The 17,659-nt window shown below is 67.1% G+C and carries 16 protein-coding genes and 1 riboswitch; of the genes, 11 read left to right on the top strand and 5 right to left on the bottom strand.

What is annotated here, in order from left to right; all coding sequences use genetic code 11:
- Positions 1–11: 11 nt before the first annotated feature.
- A complete protein-coding gene (locus AB4120_RS02725; RefSeq protein WP_149136885.1) occupies positions 12–1,415 on the bottom strand; it encodes a coniferyl aldehyde dehydrogenase in 1,404 nt (467 codons plus the stop codon).
- A 230-nt stretch (positions 1,416–1,645) separates the two neighbouring features.
- On the opposite strand from AB4120_RS02725, the gene AB4120_RS02720 reads away from it, so the two are divergent.
- Complete coding sequence (locus AB4120_RS02720; protein ID WP_149136884.1) at positions 1,646–3,337, top strand: GMC family oxidoreductase; 1,692 nt, start codon at positions 1,646–1,648, stop codon at positions 3,335–3,337.
- 22 nt (positions 3,338–3,359) lie between these two features.
- On the opposite strand, the gene AB4120_RS02715 is transcribed toward AB4120_RS02720, so the two are convergent.
- Complete coding sequence (locus tag AB4120_RS02715; protein ID WP_149136883.1) at positions 3,360–4,904, bottom strand: methyl-accepting chemotaxis protein; 1,545 nt, start codon at positions 4,902–4,904, stop codon at positions 3,360–3,362.
- A 279-nt stretch (positions 4,905–5,183) separates the two neighbouring features.
- On the opposite strand from AB4120_RS02715, the gene AB4120_RS02710 reads away from it, so the two are divergent.
- Positions 5,184–5,798, top strand: a complete 615-nt coding sequence (locus AB4120_RS02710) for a DUF3304 domain-containing protein (protein ID WP_187645093.1) — start codon at positions 5,184–5,186, stop codon at positions 5,796–5,798.
- Complete coding sequence (locus AB4120_RS02705; RefSeq protein ID WP_149136881.1) at positions 5,798–7,261, top strand: T6SS phospholipase effector Tle1-like catalytic domain-containing protein; 1,464 nt, start codon at positions 5,798–5,800, stop codon at positions 7,259–7,261. Before AB4120_RS02710 ends, AB4120_RS02705 begins: the two co-directional genes overlap by 1 nt.
- Before the next feature lie 3 nt (positions 7,262–7,264).
- Here AB4120_RS02705 and AB4120_RS02700 read toward each other — a convergent pair whose 3' ends face one another.
- Positions 7,265–8,941: an acyl-CoA dehydrogenase family protein gene (locus tag AB4120_RS02700; protein ID WP_149136880.1), complete on the bottom strand. Its 1,677-nt coding sequence runs from the start codon at positions 8,939–8,941 to the stop codon at positions 7,265–7,267.
- A gap of 224 nt (positions 8,942–9,165) precedes the next feature.
- Positions 9,166–9,267: riboswitch (TPP riboswitch) on the top strand.
- Between the two features lie 104 nt (positions 9,268–9,371).
- Between AB4120_RS02700 and thiC the strand changes: the two genes are divergently transcribed.
- The 6 genes from thiC to AB4120_RS02670 all read left to right on the top strand — a co-directional run bounded on the left by thiC (position 9,372) and on the right by AB4120_RS02670 (position 15,290).
- Entirely contained in the window at positions 9,372–11,249 is a 1,878-nt protein-coding gene (thiC, locus tag AB4120_RS02695; RefSeq protein WP_144199135.1) for a phosphomethylpyrimidine synthase ThiC, read from the top strand.
- 57 nt (positions 11,250–11,306) lie between these two features.
- On the top strand, positions 11,307–12,515 hold the full coding sequence (locus tag AB4120_RS02690; protein WP_149136879.1) for an FAD-dependent oxidoreductase: 1,209 nt from the start codon (positions 11,307–11,309) through the stop codon (positions 12,513–12,515).
- Between the two features lie 15 nt (positions 12,516–12,530).
- Positions 12,531–12,728, top strand: coding sequence for a sulfur carrier protein ThiS (thiS, locus tag AB4120_RS02685; RefSeq protein WP_149136878.1), 198 nt, complete (start codon positions 12,531–12,533; stop codon positions 12,726–12,728).
- A 6-nt stretch (positions 12,729–12,734) separates the two neighbouring features.
- On the top strand, positions 12,735–13,592 hold the full coding sequence (locus tag AB4120_RS02680) for a thiazole synthase (RefSeq protein WP_144199129.1): 858 nt from the start codon (positions 12,735–12,737) through the stop codon (positions 13,590–13,592).
- Positions 13,589–14,746, top strand: a complete 1,158-nt coding sequence (locus tag AB4120_RS02675; protein WP_149136877.1) for a thiamine phosphate synthase — start codon at positions 13,589–13,591, stop codon at positions 14,744–14,746. The genes AB4120_RS02680 and AB4120_RS02675 overlap by 4 nt, the downstream gene beginning before the upstream one ends.
- A 109-nt stretch (positions 14,747–14,855) precedes the next feature.
- The gene (locus tag AB4120_RS02670; RefSeq protein ID WP_144199125.1) at positions 14,856–15,290 is read left to right on the top strand and encodes a PaaI family thioesterase; all 435 of its coding nucleotides are present in this window, start codon (positions 14,856–14,858) and stop codon (positions 15,288–15,290) included.
- A 6-nt stretch (positions 15,291–15,296) separates the two neighbouring features.
- Here the strand turns inward: AB4120_RS02670 and AB4120_RS02665 are convergent, their stop codons facing one another.
- Together AB4120_RS02665 and thiD are read right to left on the bottom strand one after the other, a co-directional pair.
- Entirely contained in the window at positions 15,297–15,713 is a 417-nt protein-coding gene (locus AB4120_RS02665; RefSeq protein WP_149136876.1) for a PGDYG domain-containing protein, read from the bottom strand.
- 9 nt (positions 15,714–15,722) lie between these two features.
- A complete protein-coding gene (thiD, locus tag AB4120_RS02660; RefSeq protein WP_149136875.1) occupies positions 15,723–16,574 on the bottom strand; it encodes a bifunctional hydroxymethylpyrimidine kinase/phosphomethylpyrimidine kinase in 852 nt (283 codons plus the stop codon).
- A gap of 110 nt (positions 16,575–16,684) precedes the next feature.
- On the opposite strand from thiD, the gene AB4120_RS02655 reads away from it, so the two are divergent.
- Complete coding sequence (locus tag AB4120_RS02655; protein ID WP_244844642.1) at positions 16,685–17,266, top strand: tlde1 domain-containing protein; 582 nt, start codon at positions 16,685–16,687, stop codon at positions 17,264–17,266.
- The gene (locus AB4120_RS02650; RefSeq protein WP_262389496.1) at positions 17,259–17,636 is read left to right on the top strand and encodes a DUF2195 family protein; all 378 of its coding nucleotides are present in this window, start codon (positions 17,259–17,261) and stop codon (positions 17,634–17,636) included. Before AB4120_RS02655 ends, AB4120_RS02650 begins: the two co-directional genes overlap by 8 nt.
- Positions 17,637–17,659 lie beyond the last annotated feature (23 nt).

The following is a 17,659-nucleotide window of genomic DNA, read 5'->3' as shown; positions in this document are numbered from 1 at the left end:
GCGGACCCGATTCAGCGCAACAACAGCTTCAGCATCGACGCGAAACGCTTGCCGTAAGGCGGCCGCAGCAGGCCGGCGCCGTTCAGCCCGGCCTGATGGAACACCGGCTTGAGCTTGGAGAAGGTCTCGAAGCCGGCCCGGCCGTGGTACACGCCCATGCCGCTCGGGCCCACGCCGCCGAACGGCAGGTCGTCCTGGGCGATATGGAACAGCGTGTCGTTGATGGTGACGCCGCCGGCCACGGTCTGGCGCATCACGTGGTCCACCACGTCGCGGCGCCGGTCGAACAGATAGAGCGCCAGCGGCCGGGGCCGCGCATTGACGAAGCCGATGGCCTCGTCCACGGTGCGATAGGTCACCACGGGCAGCACCGGCCCGAAAATCTCCTCCTGCATCGCCATCACATCGCCGGGCACGTTCGTCAGCAGCACGGGCGGCAGGCGGCGCGCGTCGGCATCCGGCGTGGCGTCGGTCAGCGGCACCACGCTGGCGCCGGCTGCGCGCGCGGCGTCGATCATCGACACCAGCCGGCCAAAGTGGCGCGGGCTGATGATGCTGGTGTAGTCGGGGTTGCGGGTCAGATCTGGATAGAGGCGGTTCACGCAGCGGCGCGCGGTCTCGGCAAAGCGCTCGTGCTGGTGCTCGGGCACCAGCACGTAGTCCGGGGCGATGCAGGTCTGGCCGGCGTTGAGCAGCTTGCCCACCACGATGCGTTCCACGGCGTGGTCGAAATCGGCATGCGGACCGATGATGGCCGGCGACTTCCCGCCCAGCTCCAGTGTCACCGGTGTGAGGTTGGCGGCGGCAGCGCGCATCACGTGATGGCCGACGTTGGTCGAGCCGGTGAACAGCAGGTGGTCGAACGGCAGGGCGCTGAAGGTGGCGGCGACCTCGGCATCGCCGTTGATGACCGATATCTCGTCCGGCGCGAAGCTGGCCTGCACCAGCTGGGCGAACAGCGCCGAGAAGCGCGGCGTGTATTCGGACAGCTTGACCATGGCCCGGTTGCCGGCCACCAGCGCGCCGGTGAGCGGCCCCACGGTGAGGTAGAGCGGATAGTTCCACGGCACCACCACGCCCACCACGCCGAGCGGCTGCGGCATCAGGCGCGAGCGGCCCGGCAGGAACCACAGGCCGGTGCGGGCGCGGCGCACGCGCATCCAGCGCCGGCCGTGCCGCAGTGCGTCATCGATGCCGGCCAGGCTTGGGAATACCTCCAGCAGCGCGGTTTCCTGCGGTGGCCGGTTGGTGAAGTCGGCGCTGATGGCGGTGGCGATGGCGTCGTGGTGGGTCTTCACGAGCTGCCGCAGCCGGCGCAGGCGGTCCGCGCGGACGTCCCACGGCGGGGTCTGGTCGTGCCGCGACGCCGCGCGCATGGCGCCGAACACCGATGACATGGCGGGAACTTCTCTCATCTGGCGGTCTCCTGGCTGTCCGGGGGCTGTCCGGGGGCTGCATCGGGGGGATGGCGCAAGGCCATCGCGCACCATCGCGCACCATAAGCCAGCCGCCTCGTTCCCGCAATGGAGGACGGCCCCCAAACGCTGCGTGCCGGCGCGGGTCGTTCCCGGCTTCATTCCGCCGGCCCCAGCGCCTACACTGGATTTTCGCGGTGGCCCGGGAACACAGGCAGGCGGGGAGACAGATGGAAGCGATCTTTGACTATCTCGTCGTGGGGGCCGGCTCGGCCGGCTGCGCGCTCGCCGGCCGGCTGGCCGACAGCGGCACCGACTCCATCGGCCTGCTCGAAACCGGCGGCCACGATCACCATGTGCTGGTGCGCACACCCGCCGGCTGCGGCGCGATGCTGCCGCGCGCCGGCCGCCGCAACTACGGCTACGAGACGGTGCCGCAGGCCGGGCTGGATGGCCGGCGCGGCTACCAGCCGCGCGGCCGGGGCCTGGGCGGGTCATCGTCGATCAACGCCATGATCTATATGCGGGGCCGCCCGGCTGACTACGACGGCTGGGCCGCCGCCGGCTGCGACGGCTGGTCGTGGGACGACGTCCTGCCCGTCTTCCGCCGCGCCGAATGCAACGCCCGCGTGGCCGGCCACGACGACGATCCGCTGCACGGCGGCACCGGCCCCCTCCACGTCAGCGACCTGTGCTCGCCCAACCCCTTCGGCCAGCATTTCATCGATGCCGCCGAACTGGCCGGCCTGCCCCGCAACGACGATTTCAATGGCGACGAGCAGGAGGGCGTGGGCTGGTATCAGGTGACCCAGCACAACGGCGAGCGCTGGAACGCCGCGCGCGCCTACCTGCACGGCGGCAACGTGCGCGACCGCGCCTGCAACGGCGGGCGCTCGCACCTGCATGTGCTCACCGGCACGCAGGTGTTGCGCATCCTGTTCGAAGGGCGCCGCGCGGTGGGGGTGCTGGCCCGGCGCGATGGGGCCGAAGTGGTGCTGCGCGCGCGCCGCGAAGTCATCGTCAGCGCCGGTGCGTTCGGCTCGCCGCAGTTGCTGATGGCGTCCGGCATCGGCCCGGCGGCGCACCTGCGCGGGCACGGCGTGGCCGTGGTGCACGACCTGCCCGGCGTGGGCGAGAACCTCCAGGACCATCTCGACGTGATCCTGCACAAGCGCGTGGCGGCCACGGCGCTGTTCGGCGTCTCGCTGGCGGGGGCCTGGCGGCTGCTGGCCGAGATGCGGCGCTACCGCCGCGAGAACGCCGGCATGATGACCTCGAATTTCGCCGAGGCGGGTGCCTTCGTGCGCAGCCGTCCGGACCTCGACGAACCAGATCTGCAACTGCATTTCGTGGTGGGGATGGCGGACAACCACATGCGCCGCGTCAATCGCGGGCATGGCTATTCCTGCCATGTGTGCCTGCTGCGGCCGCGCAGCCGGGGCGTGGTGCGGCTGGCCTCGGCGGACATGCGCGAGGCGCCGGCCATCGATCCGCGCTATTTGTCCGATCCCCAAGACATGGAGGGGATGGTCACCGGGCTGCGCATCGTGCGCGCCATTTTCGACCAGCCCCCGCTGGCCGCGTTTGGCGGGCGGGAACTGTATTCGGCGGACCTGCGGCTCGATGGCAGCGACGATGACGCCGTGCGCGCCCTGATCCGCCGCCATGCGGACACCATCTACCACCCGGTGGGCACCTGCCGCATGGGCATGGACCCGCTGGCCGTGGTGGACCCGCAGCTACGGGTGCGCGGCGTGGAGGGGCTGCGCGTGGTCGATGCGTCGATCATGCCGACGCTGGTCGGCGGCAATACCAACGCGCCCGCCATCATGATCGGCGAGCGCGCCCACGACCTGATCCGCTATGCGCCGCGCGTGACGCTGCGCATCCGGGAGACCGTGGCCGGCGTGGCGGCGGACTGATGGCGGACTGATGGCGGATTGATCAGCCGGCCATCCGGAACTGCCCCACGCACTCGCGCAGCTTGCCGGCCTGCTCGTCCAGGGACTGGGCGGCGGCGGCGGCTTCCTCGACCAGCGCGGCGTTCTGCTGCGTGACCTGATCCATCTGGCCCACCGCGTGGCCCACCTGCTCGATGCCGGCGCTCTGCTCCTGCGAGGCGGCGGCGATCTCCGCGATGATGTCCGACACGCGCTTCACGGCCTGGCGGATCTCGGTCATCGTGCCGCCCACGCCTTCGGCCTGGGCCGAGCCGGTGCGCACGGTGGTCACCGAGGCCTCGATCAACTCCTTGATTTCCTTGGCGGCGCTGGACGAGCGCTGCGCCAGGCTGCGCACCTCGCCGGCCACGACCGCGAAGCCACGGCCCTGCTCGCCGGCGCGGGCCGCTTCCACGGCGGCGTTCAGCGCGAGGATATTGGTCTGGAAGGCGATGCCCTCGATCAGGTTGGTGATCTCGGCGATGCGCTCGGAACTGCCGCTGATGGCGCCCATCGTATCCACCATCTGCTGCACGGCCTGGTTGCCGGCGTCGGCCACCTCGGCGGCATTGGCGGCCAGCGAACTGGCCTGGCGCGCGTTTTCGGCGTTCTGGCGCACGGTGGTGGTCAGTTCTTCCATGCTCGACGCGGTTTCCTCCAGTGACGCCGCCTGCTGCTCCGTGCGCGACGACAGGTCCACATTGCCGGCCGCGATCTGCCCGGCGGCCACGCTGACGGAATCGGTGGACTGGCGCACCTCGCGCAGGGTCTGCGCCACGCGCTCGATCAGCGTGTTGAACGATTGCGCGGTCTGGCCGATCTCGTCCATCCGCGCCACCGACGCGCGATGATCCAGGTCCAGCGTCTGGCTCACGTGTTCCAGCGTGCCCTGGATATCGGCCAGGCTGTGCCTGATGCGGCGATACAGCGACACGGCCATGAAGACGGTGAACGCCACGACGGCGACGATGACGCTCACGAACGTCCACACGGTGCGGGTGTGCTGCGCCTTGTTCGCCACCACGGCGTCGTCGCCGAGCTTGGTGTTGTACGCGATGTGTTCGTCGATGGCATTGCGCAGCGCCGCCGATGCCTGGAACAGCTCGCTGCCGGGCGTCAGCATTTGCTGGACCGCATTATGGTCGTTGTTGTTGGACCGATCGAGGAAGGCGGGGAACTGGTCGACGAACCGCTTGATGGCGGATTTGCCGGATTCCAGCATCTTGCTGTCGGTCTCGTCCGAGATATCCTCGCGGGCGTACAGCGCCGCCATTTCGTCGAGGCGCTTCCTGGCCTTGTCGATGTCGGCTTCGGCCTCCTTCTTGGCCGCGGCGTCATCGGTGACCGCATGGCGGTACAGGCTCACGCGCAGACCGGCCACGGCGTCGCTGATGATATTCAGGTGTCGCACACTGGCCAGCGTGTTCGAGTTGAAGTACTCGAGTCGTTTCTCGGCTTGGTTGAGTTGCCAGATGCCGCCGATTCCGAGGAACAGCAGCGAGAGTACGGCGATGGAAAGCGTAAGAAGCAGGCGTTGGGTGATATTCATGGGGTGTGGACGGCACATGCTTTATCGCAGTGCTCGTTGGTGGCGACTGAAGTGCAGGCAGGCTCGTAGCCCGTCACCTCAACGTTTACGACCGGTTTCTGACGGGTTGAAGGGATTTTCGATGCGCCGCAGCAACCGGCGTGCGATGTCCGGCCATGCCCCCACTGCGCTGAGATCCCCTGAGATATCAAAAATCACATTTTTACGATTGTTTAATCGGATCTGAAAGGGCCTGATATGCCTCTTGCGCATGTGCGTATCGCAAAGGAGGGGTATTTCATGAGGCGGCATTCATCTTTTCTCGGATTTTTCTTGCCACGGATGCCTCGTCCATCTGCGTTGCTGACGGCCCGAAGGGCGTCAGATTGTCAGGTTTTATATATCAGTGTGTCGAGACGGGTTGTCCGATCGTCGGCAATACTTGCCATTGCAGTCGCGATTAGTGGGTGCGCTGTTGCGCCAGATAATTCTATCGATGCCCGCGCAAAATCGGTTAACTACACGGAAGATTACATCCATCGCTACTCAATCATGAAGCTTAGCGGTGAGCCCTATGGTATTGGCGGTGGTCAAGTGAAGCCCTTTTCCTGGGGAAGTGCAGGTACCGGTGGCTGCTGCGTATGGCTACCCGGTGTAGGCCGATCTATCAAGGTTGAATGGCAGGTTGGGGACTTTCATGATCTGCGTCCGCAGTGGAAAACGTACAGCAAAGACGTCATTATTATCGGTGAGGCCCCCAGTAAGGCAAATGCGAAAGGGTATCTAATTATCCGATTCTTCGAAGGTCACGAGATTGAGGCGGAGTTTATACAAAGGGAGAAATTTCATCCGGCCAATCCACGCACTGACGCTGCGTTCTCCGGAAAACGGCTCATGCGGCGTAAGGGGGAGTGATGCAGGATTGGATTCAAGATTGCCACGATACATTTTTTCGGGCCCTGAAAACCGCCACTATTCTTTACCCAGACGATTTTGTGACCTGCTCGACATGCGAGCAGCGTCCATGGGTCAGTTTCTTCTTTGATGGGACGGGCAACAACATGGATATCGACAGGCCTTTAAATAAATTTTCAAATATTGCGAGGCTTTACGAGGGGCATAGCGAAGAAACTCCTAAAGTTTCTCGCCTATATTATCCAGGTGTTGGCACCCCGCTCGCTCCGAGCAACGCAAGTTGGCTTGAAATGGTCCGCGATAGCGAGGCGCTTGGCGGCGGAGCAGGACTTGGCGCCGACATTCGACTGGCCACTGCACAAGCTGATTTGGTCGACCTCCTCAAATACACCCACCGCGTCACGCGCATCGACATCGCCGTTTTCGGATTTTCCCGAGGCGCCGCCCTGGCGCGGGCCTTCGTCAACCGCCTGATCCAAAAGTGCGAAATGCGCGATGGCATACTCCACTGGCCTTGCGAGACTGCCCTAGACGGCGAATCCGCACCGCTGCATATCCGGTTCCTGGGCCTTTTCGATACCGTCGAATCGGTCGGCCTGCCGGGAAAAAACCTGCATCCGGACATGTGGATGTCCATTCCCGAGCAGGTGGAACGCTGCGTCCATCACTACGCCACGCACGAACTGCGGTCCTTTTTCCCGCTGACGCCCGTCGATGCCGGTCTCAAGCACTGCGAGGAAATCGCCATGCCGGGCGTGCATTCCGACGTGGGCGGCGGATATCGGCCTGACGACCAGGGGAGATCCGACATGCTGGCCCGCATTCCGCTGAATCGCATGCGGCTGGAGGCGGCCATTGCCGGCGTGCCATTTACGCCGCCCCTGCTCCTGACTCCGGATGTTCATGCGCTCTTCGAATACAGCGCGGACCTGAAAGCCCTGTACGACGAATATATGGCGGCCATCCCGACCCACGAATCACGCGAGGCGCAGATATTGGCCCATGTGCGGCTGTACTACGGGTGGTTGAAATCCCGCTACAAGACCAGCCCGTGCGATGTCTATAGTCGGTGTCAAGCCTCGAATATCGGCGGCGATGCGGAGATGGACCGGATCCGGAAGTCCTACGCCTATCTCGAACGCGATGCCGCGCAACTGGCGGATCGCGCCTGGGTCGCCGATATGCAGCGCCGGTATCCCGATACCTATCGCTGGCATCTGGCGATGCGCTACGAACACGAACATCGCGCGCCGCCGGTGCTGAGCGAAAGGGAATCCGCCTACTTCGAGGCGTGGAGCAACCCGCCCGACCTGTCGCCCAATCTCATCCGCTTCTTCGACGAATATGTGCATGACTCGCGGGCGGGATTCATGATGGTCGGCAATGGCGGCTATTTGTCGCCGCGCGATATCGTGGCGATGTCGGTCGTGCCAGCGGCGACTCCTGCGCTTGCCGCTCTATAGGAATCAGACCGGCCACGTCCGCTTGGCCACGCGTTGCAATGTGACGGTATCGGCATCCAGCGTGCCGAACACGCGGCCGTGCTGCCGCCCGAGGCGGCTGGCGACGAACAGTTCGGCCGATTCCGAGTCCGCATGCGCGATCATCAGCGCGGCCTGCGCGGTCAGCACCAGGCCCTGCGCGAAGCGTCGGCCGCTCGCTTCGAGTTGCTCGGCCGGTTCGCGCAGCATGGCCTGCAGCGACGCAAGTTCCGCGCGCACGGCCGCGTTGCCGTTGGAAAGCCGCGCCAGTTCGTGCAGGATCCGCGCGCCATCGTCGGGGTTGCGTTGCAGCGCGCGCAGCACGTCCAGGCACATCACGTTGCCCGAGCCTTCCCAGATCGAATTGACCGGCGCTTCGCGGTAGAGCCGCGCCATCGGGCCTTCCTCGACGTAGCCGTTGCCGCCCCAGACCTCCATGGCCTCGCCAGTGGCTTCCAGCGCACGTTTGCAGATCCAGAACTTGGCGGCGGGCGTGACCACGCGCTTCCACGCGGCGGCGAGCGGGTCGTCCTCGGCATGCTCGAAGGCGTGGGCGAGGGCCATCATCATCTGCGTGGCGGCTTCGGACTCCAGGGCGAGGTCGGCCAGCACGTTGCGCATCAGCGGCTGGTCGGCCAGCAGCTTGCCGAACGCCATGCGGTGGCGCGCGTGATGGAGCGACTGCACCAGCGCCGCGCGCAGCAGCGCCGCGCTGCCGATCACGCAGTCGAGCCGGGTGTTGGTGGCCATCTCGATGATGGTGGGGATACCGCGCCCTTCCTCGCCAATCAGGATGCCCGTGGCGCCCCGGAACTCGACCTCGCTGCTCGCGTTGGAGCGGTTGCCGAGCTTGTCCTTGAGGCGCTGGATCTCGATCGGGTTCTTGCTGCCGTCGTCGCGGAAGCGCGGCACGAAGAAGCACGAGAGCGGGCCCTCGGGCCCGCCCATGCGCGCCACGACCAGATGGGCGTCGCACATCGGTGCGGAGAAGAACCACTTGTGGCCCGTCAGCGCGTACTCGGCGCCCCGGCCCTCGCCGCGCACCGGCAGGGCGACGGTGGTGTTGGCGCGCACGTCGGAGCCGCCCTGCTTCTCGGTCATGCCCATGCCGATCATCACGGCGGTCTTGTCGCGCCAGGGCAGGTCGCGGGCGTCGTGCTCGGTCGAATACAGCCGGGGTTCCAGGTCGCGGAACAGCGCGGGTTCCTTGCGCAGCACCGGAATGCTGGCCAGCGTCATGGTGGTGGGGCAGAGCGAGCCCGATTCCACCTGGGCCTGGAGGAAGTAGCCGGCGGTGCGCGCGGCCCACGCACCCGGGCGCGGCTGGGCGAAGGGCAGGGCCTGCAGTTGCTGACCGCGCAGCAGGCCGAGCAGGGCGTGCCAGGACGGATGGAAGCTCACCGCATCGATGCGCTCGCCGGTGCGGCTGTGGGTGTGGAGTTCCGGCGTCAGCCGGTTGGCGTCGGCGGCCCACGCCTGTACCTGGGGATCGCCGAGCCGGGCGCCGAAGGCCCCGAGCGCGCCGGCGTGCCATCCCCCGCCCAGCCGTTCCAGCGTGGCCCGCAGGCCGGGGTCGGTCTCGAACAGGTTGTAGCCGGAGAGGTCCGGCACCTGATTGAACACGGCGTGGGTCGCGGCGGAGGAATCGGGCACGGCAGACATGGCGGCTCCTTGGCAATCGGGCGGGCTGCGTCGATGGTACGGCCGATGGTACGGCAACTGCCGCGTTCGGGAAACGCGCGCATTCCCGGGCAAAAATGGTCGAGGTCGCTACATCGTCGGCCATCGTGCAGTGCAACATCGGCCAGTCGATACCTTCGCGCACGGCAGTCGCAACAAAATTCCGGGTGGCGCCGGGCGGGGGCTTGTGCTTAAATTCACCCCGTTGGATGAAACAGGGGTGCCGTACGGATGGGCCGTGCGGCTGAGAGAGTCCCTTCGAACCCGATCCGGCTAGTACCGGCGTGGGAAGTTTCACTGAATACCGAACAGCTCCTGTCCCGCAACGGGACCTCGCCGCCGGCTCTGCCGCGCAGCGGGCTCACAGGGCTCCTGGTTTCGTCCATCCCCCGCAAGAGAGAGGACGACACCCATGGCCCGCACTGCCCCCGCCGCATCGTTTGAATCGCTCGAGAGCGATCTCGACCAGAAATTCGCCTATCCGGCTTCCAGCAAGACCTACCTGACCGGCAGCCGTCCGGACCTGCGCGTGCCGCTGCGCACGATCCTGCAGACGTCCACGCGCACCGACAAGGGCGAGATGGCGAATCCGCCGATCCCCGTCTACGACACCTCGGGCCCGTACAGCGACCCGGACATCCATATCGACCTGAAGGCCGGCCTGCCCGGCGTGCGCACCCGCTGGATCGAGGAGCGCGGCGACACCGAGGTGCTGCCGGGCCTGTCGTCCGAATATGGCCGCGACCGCGCCAACGACCCGGCCACGGCGCACCTGCGCTTTGCCCAGCTGACCAACCCGCGCCGTGCCAAGGCGGGTGCCAATGTGTCGCAGATGCACTACGCGCGCCAGGGCATCATCACGCCGGAAATGGAATACGTGGCGCTGCGCGAGTCGCTGAACCTCCAGGCGCTCTACGACAAGCCCGAGTACAAGGCCCTGCTGCGCCAGCATCCGGGCAACGCGCTCGGCGCGAACCTGCCGCTGCGCCCCGAGGACATGACCCCGGAATTCGTGCGCAAGGAAATCGCCGCCGGCCGCGCCATCATCCCCGCCAACATCAACCACACGGAACTGGAGCCGATGGCCATCGGCCGCAACTTCCGCGTCAAGATCAACGGCAACCTCGGCAATTCGGCCGTGACGTCCTCGCTGGCCGAGGAAGTGGAAAAGATGGTCTGGTCGATCCGCTGGGGCGCCGACACCATCATGGATCTCTCCACCGGCAAGCACATCCACGAGACCCGCGAGTGGATTCTGCGCAACTCGCCGGTACCCATCGGCACGGTGCCGATCTACCAGGCGCTGGACAAGACCGGCGGCATCGCCGAGGACCTGACCTGGGAGATGTTCCGCGACACGCTGATCGAGCAGGCCGAGCAGGGCGTGGACTACTTCACGATCCACGCCGGCGTGCTGCTGCGCTACGTGCCGATGACGGCCGACCGGGTGACGGGTATCGTCTCGCGCGGCGGCTCGATCATGGCCAAGTGGTGCCTGGCGCACCACAAGGAAAACTTCCTGTACACGCATTTCGACGAGATCTGCGAAATCATGAAGGCCTACGACGTGTCGTTCAGCCTCGGCGACGGCCTGCGTCCGGGCTGCATCGCGGACTCCAACGACGACGCCCAGTTCGGCGAGCTGCGCACCCTGGGCGAGCTGACCGCCAAGGCGTGGAAGCATGACGTGCAGGTGATGATCGAGGGCCCGGGCCACGTGCCGCTCCAGCGCATCCAGGCCAATATGGACGAGGAACTCAAGCACTGCTACGAGGCCCCGTTCTACACCCTCGGACCGCTCGTGACGGACATCGCCCCCGGCTACGACCACATCACCAGCGGCATCGGCGCGGCCAACATCGGCTGGATGGGCACGGCCATGCTGTGCTACGTCACGCCCAAGGAGCACCTGGGGCTGCCGGACAAGGAAGACGTGCGCGAGGGCATCATCACGTACAAGATCGCCGCCCACGCCGCCGACCTCGCCAAGGGCTGGCCCGGCGCGCAGCTGCGCGATAATGCGCTGTCCAAGGCCCGCTTCGAGTTCCGCTGGGAAGACCAGTTCAACCTGGGCCTCGATCCGGAGCGCGCGCGCTCGTACCACGATGCCACGCTGCCGGCCGAGGGCGCCAAGATCGCGCATTTCTGCTCGATGTGCGGGCCGAAGTTCTGCTCGATGAAGATCACCCAGGAAGTGCGCGACTACGCGGCATCGCTGCCCGCAGCCGAGCGCGGCATGGAGGAGAAATCGATCGAGTTCGTGAAGTCCGGCTCCAAGATCTACTCGTAATTCAACTAAAGACCGCGCGGCGCCACCTCCACCCGGGCGCCCGCGGCGAAGATACCCATGACAGCAGTAAAGTCCTTCGATGTCGCCATTCTTGGCGCCGGCCTGGCCGGGCGTTTGTGCGCCTGGCTGCTGGTGCGCGCCGGTGCCCGCGTGGCGCTGGTCGAGCGTGACGGCCCCGACGGCACCGGCGCGGCCGCCCACGTGGCCGCCGCCATGCTGGCCCCGCTGGCCGAGTCGGCCATCGCGGAGCGGCGTATCGTCGATCTCGGCATCGCCAGCGTCGACCTGTGGCGTGCCTGGCTCCAGGAGTTGCCCGAGCCCGTGTTCTTCCAGGAAGACGGCACGCTGGTGGTCTGGCACGCGCGGGACCGCAGCGAGGTGTCGCTGTTCACGGGCCGCATGCGCGCCGTGGCGCCGCCGGAACTGGTGCGGGAGAGGCTGGCCGTGCTGGACGGCGCCGGCGTGGCCGCCGTGGAGCCGGAACTGGCCGGGCGCTTCCCACAGGGCCTGCTGCTCAAGGGCGAAGGCCAGCTGGACAACCGTGGCGCGCTGCGCGCGCTGCTCGACTGCGCGGTCAAGGAAGGCGTGCATTGCATCTGGGAGGCCGGCGATGTCGATATCGACCTGCTGCCTCAGTTCGACATCCGCGCCAACGTGGTGCTGGACTGCCGCGGCCTGGGCGCGCGCGAGGCGTGGTGCGATCCCACGGCGGAGCCCGGCGTGGTCAAGCCCGGCCTGCGCGGCCTGCGTGGCGAAGTGGTGCGCGTGCATGCGCCCGACGTGAAGCTGCATCGGCCCGTCCGCCTGCTGCATCCGCGCTACCCCATCTATATCGCGCCCAAGCCGAACGACCTGTACGTGATTGGCGCGACCGAAATCGAGTCCGAGGACGACTCGCCGATGAGCGTGCGCTCCGCGCTGGAGCTGCTCTCGGCGGCGCACTCGCTGCACCCCGCGTTTGGCGAGGCCCGCGTGCTGGAGCTGAACGTGCAGCGCCGGCCCACGCGGCCCGACCACCTGCCGGCGATCCGCGTGGATCAGCAGGCGCGCGTGGTGCGTGTGAATGGCTTGTACCGGCATGGCTGGCTGATTGCGCCGGCCGTGACCGAGGCCGCCTGCGCCGTGGTGCGCGCGTTGCTGGCCGGGGACCCGGCCGCGCACGCGGTGCCGGCGTCGCTGCGCTGGCCGGGCCTGATCCAGTCCGTCGAGGAGCCCGCCCACGCGCGCGGCGCGGCGGTGCCGGGATTGGGCAGCATGCTGCATTAGGAAGACACCCGGATCATGGAAATCCTGCTCAACGGCAAGCTGCTGCACCTGCCCGAGGCCGCCACGCTGGCGGACGCGGTGACGGCGGCTGCCATCGCGCCCCCGTTCGCCGCGGCGGTCAACGGCCAGTTCGTGCCGCGCACCGCCCATGCCGCCACGCCGCTTGCGGCGGGCGACCACATTGACCTCGTGCAACCCGTGACGGGAGGCTGACCCATCATGACTTTCGAACCCGCTGAAACCCTGCGCGACCCGTTCGTGCTCTATGGCGAGTCCTTCGCCTCGCGCCTGCTGCTCGGTACCGCGCGCTATCCGTCGCCGGCCACGCTGCAGGCGGCCGTGGAAGCCAGCCGCCCCGCCATGATCACGGTGGCGCTGCGCCGCCAGAGCGCGGTGGGCAAGGGCGACGGCAGCGATGGCCAGACGCTCGGCGGCCAGCCGTTCTGGCAGATGCTGCGCGCGCTGGGCGTACCGGTACTGCCGAACACCGCCGGCTGCTTCACGGCGCAGGAAGTCATCACCACGGCGATGATGGCGCGCGAGGTCTTCGAGACCGACTGGATCAAGCTGGAACTGATCGGCGACGACTACACGCTCCAGCCGGACACGCTGAACATGCCCGCCGTGGCCGAGACGCTGATCAAGGAAGGCTTCAAGGTGCTGCCGTACTGCACCGAGGACCTGGTGTTGTGCCGCCGCCTGCTGGACGTGGGCTGCCAGGCGCTGATGCCGTGGGCCGCGCCGATCGGCACGGGCCGGGGCGCCGCCAATCCGCTGGCCATGCGCACGCTGCGTGACCGACTCCCGGACACGCCGCTGATCGTCGATGCCGGCCTGGGCCTGCCGTCGCACGCGGCGCAGGTGCTGGAATGGGGCTATGACGGCGTGCTGCTGAACACCGCCGTGGCGCAGTCCGCCTACCCGGTGAATATGGCCCGCGCGTTCGCGCTGGCCGTGGAGGCTGGCCGCACCGCCTATCTGGCCGGGCCGATGCCCGAACGTGACGTGGCGCAGGCCAGCACGCCGGTGGTCGGCATGCCGTTCTGGCACGCCGAAGGCGCGGAGGACCGCGCATGACGCGCCCCGGCGTGGCCGCGGCCATCGACTCCGCGCTGTTCGACACCCTGATCACCCGCTTCGGCGCCACCTTCGGCCATGACGACGCCCCGTGGCGTGCGTGGCCGCTGGCCAACGCCCCGGCCGCGCCGGGCCGCCACGACGTGGTGCTGGCCGAAGGCGAGGCCACGGCAGACACCATCGCCCAACTGACTGCGGCCGGCGCCGTGCTGATCGAGACCGACCGCGAGGGCGGCCGCTGGATCGACACCGTGCGCTCGCCGATGGGCACCTGGGTGCTGGACGTCCAAGCCGACGACGGTACCGACGACCGTACCGACGACGATATGCCGCACCCGCCGGCTTTCGTGGCCGTGCTGCTGGCCGCGCTGGCACTGCACTTCCCGGCCCACGACGCGCTGTGCATCGCCCGCGCGTGGCAGCCGGGCCGCCAGGACTGGCCGACCGACTTCGCCCGCTTCCCGCGCGTGCGCCACGCGGCGCTGGCCTCGCCCGACAATCCACCCCAACCGTTCGCGCCGTGCCCGCCGGACCTCGGCCTGTACGCCGTGGTGCCAAGCGCGGACTGGATCGAGCGGCTGGTGCCGCTGGCCGTGCCGACCGTGCAACTGCGCTTCAAATCGGACGACTCGGCGGCGGTCAAGGCCGAAGTCGCCCGCGCGGCCAGGGCAGCCAAGGGCCAGCCGTCGCGCCTGTTCATCAACGATCACTGGCGCGTGGCGCTCGACCACCATGCGGCGATGGGTGGCGACAGCGGCATCTACGGCATCCATCTGGGCCAGGAAGACCTCGACGAGGCCGATCTCGAGGCGATTCGCGCCTCCGGGCTGCGTCTGGGCGTGTCCACGCACGGCTACGCCGAGATGCTGCGCGTGGCCGCCATCGGCCCCAGCTATCTGGCGCTCGGGGCGATCTTCCCGACCACGACCAAGGTCATGCCGACCGCGCCGCAGGGCATGGGCCGCTTCCGGGCCTATGTGGCGCTGATGCAGCCGGTGGTGCCCGCGCTGGTGGGCATTGGCGGGGTCAACGGGAGCAACCTGCGCGAGGTGCTCGATGTGGGCGTCGGCAGCGCCGCCGTGGTGCGGGCGATTACCGAGGCCAGCGACGTGCCGGCGGCGGTCGCCTCCCTCACCGCATTGTTTGGGCGCTGACCGCCCAGCCGGCTGGCACGGCCCCTGAAATCCGCATATCCTCTCCGCTCCACCGACACAATGGATCGAGGTTCCGCCATACGGAACCCGGAGCAGAGAGGAAACAGCCGTGAACGAGATCAAGCCCGCCGCCCCTGGCACGCCGGAAAAGCCGTATTTCGGCATCGACATTCCGCTGATGCGGCATCTGGGCCTGCAGCCGGAACATATGGAAGAGGGGATGTGCCGCACGCGCCTGCCGGCCAACCCGTCGCTCGTGAACAGCCGGGGCGATGTGCACGGCGGCACGCTGATGGCGGTGCTCGATTTCACGCTTAGCGGCGCGGCGCGCTCCTACTCGCCGCTCGACGTGGGGGTCATCACCATCGACATGTCCACGCATTTCCTGGCCGCTGCGCGCGGCGAACTGACCTTCGAGTCGCGCTGCATCCGGCGCGGCGCCAAGATCGCCTTCTGCGAAGGCGAGGCGCGTGACGCGGCCGGCACCGTGGTGTGCGTGGCCCGCGCCGCATTCAAGCTTGTGCAGCTGGCCGGCGGCAACTAAGTCCGACTAGTCCTCCATTCGGCGGTACACCGCCAGGAAGCGCGCGCGCTCGGTGATGCCATAGTCGCCGGGCGCGTATTGCATCAGCCAGTCACCGGCCTTGCCGGTCAGCACGTCGCCCCCGGCCGAGCGTGCGATGGCGAACGGCGCCGCCATCTCCTTCGCCAGCACCGGCACCGGCCGGTTGCACCAGCCACCGCCGTCCGCGGGCACGTAGCGCGCGTCGAAGCGGTCGCGCGAGACCACCCAGCGGTCGCCCGTGGCACCGGTCACGATGGCGTCGCCGGGCTGGTAGCGGTTGGGGCCTTCCCGGCTCGCCAGCTCGCCGGGCTCTGCGGCAAACGTCACCTGGACCACTTCCTCTTTTATATAGCGGGCTGCGGCCGGATCGGTGCGCAGGTCGATATCGCTCAGGGTCTGCATGGTCGGTCCTCAGCCCAGCGCGCGCGGCGCGAAGGCATGGTTCAGGGGGCCGTTGCCGGCCCCGATGCGCAGCCGGGCGCCGGCGGCGATGGCCTGGGCCACGTAGTCCAGCGCGGTGCTGATGGCGTCGGCCAGCGCGTCGCCACGGGCCAGTTGCGCGGCGATGGCGGCCGCCAGCGTGCAGCCGGTGCCGTGCAGGTTCGGCGTGTCGATGCGCGGATGGGTGAACACGCGCACCGTGCCGTCGGCCAGCATCAGCAGGTCATCCAGCCCCCGTCCGTCCAGGCCATCGTCCCGATCGGCTTTACGATCGTCTTCCAGATGGCCGCCCTTGAGCAGCACGGCCTGGCAGCCCAGCGCGAGCAGGTCCGCGGCGGCGGTTTCCATGTCCGAGCGGCGCGCGATGCGGCGGCCGAGCAGGTACGAGGCTTCCGGCAGGTTGGGCGTGACCACCAGCGCACGCGGGAACAGCAGCCGCACCATGGCCTGGCTGGTGGCGTCGTCGGAAAGTGTGGCGCCCGAGGTGGAAATCATCACCGGGTCCACCACCAACTGGCGGATGCCGTGCCGGTCCACCGCCTCGGCCACGGCCTCGACGATGGCGGCCGTGCCGAGCATGCCGGTCTTGGCGGCGTCCACGCCGATGTCCGTGGCGACGGCATCGATCTGGGCGGCCACCATGTCGGCCGGAATGGCGTGCACGCCGGTCACGCCGAGCGTGTTCTGCGCCGTGATGGCGGTGATCGCGCTCATGCCGAAGCAGCCGAGTGCGCTGAAAGTCTTCAGGTCTGCCTGGATGCCGGCACCGCCGCCGGAGTCGGAACCGGCGATGGTCAGCGTGCGGGGTGGCGTGGAAAGCATATGGGCGGGCAGGAAAGTCGGTAATCTGGAAGGAACCACTGGAACGATTCTCACGCAATCCGGCAATTTTAGGGCTTCGGCGATTGATGTGAAGAAAGCGTCGCTGAACAATGGGCCTCTTTTATCACTCGGAATGGCGGCACGCCGTCGCCAACGATTGGTTCAGGGAGATGCTTGTGATTCCAGACATGAAGTTCGATGGACAGGTGTTGTCATGGATCGGCTCGGGAACGTTCAAGGCAACTACGGGACTCGCTGGCCACCAGCACCCAAACAACCAATGTGTCAAGGACAGCGGGCCGATTCCCGAGGGCATGTATAAAGTGCTTGTTACGGATCTTGGTGTTGCGAAGGACGACGGCACCGGGCAATGTAACTTGTCGCCTGGATGGGGTGTCCAAAGGATTCCGCGGGGAGCCGATGCCGGAATGTGCGAAACCTATTGGGCAAACTGGGGGCGGAACCGGGCAAGACTGGAACCCGCCGACATCAAGACGAGCAAGGCATGCACGCCCAAACGGGCCGGTTTTTATATACACGATTCCACTAAAGGCTACAGCCACGGATGTATTGAAGTGGAGCCACGGTTCTTCGCGATCCTGCGAGCGCGCGCGACAAGCCAGCGGAGCCATTTCATTCTGAGCGTCAAGTATGTTCCGGGACGCGCGACGAACGGGGGCACGCGTGCGTAACCTGATCCCGTTCATCGTGTTGGCGACATTCGTTGGTATAGCCTCCGCCGCGGATGTTGAGAAAATTACATTTCAGAATGATTTGTCCGCCTGCGTGGCGATAAAGGAAACGAAGACGGCGACGGCATCCAATGTGGTGCTGGCCAATACCACCATTCAGTTGCGTAAACCCATTGGCGAATGTGGCTGTCTCTCGGCGCTGGCAACATACACCAGCAGCGTAAACCGGGCGGGGGTCCGGCAGATCCTGCAAGGGGGCTTGGTCGGGCTAAAAAGTGGCGGAGAAAAATCACTCGTTCTTGCGACGGAGCCGGCCCTGGTCACCAACAAAGCGGTACAGGTGCGATTGGCTTGTGCTGGCCCCTCATAGCGTCTTTTGCGCCAGAAATGGTA

Source organism: Cupriavidus sp. 2KB_3, assembly GCF_052115685.1.
GTDB lineage: Bacteria > Pseudomonadota > Gammaproteobacteria > Burkholderiales > Burkholderiaceae > Cupriavidus > Cupriavidus campinensis.
The sequence above is the reverse complement of the archived record's forward strand: the minus strand, read 5'-3'. Positions and strand labels throughout refer to the sequence as shown.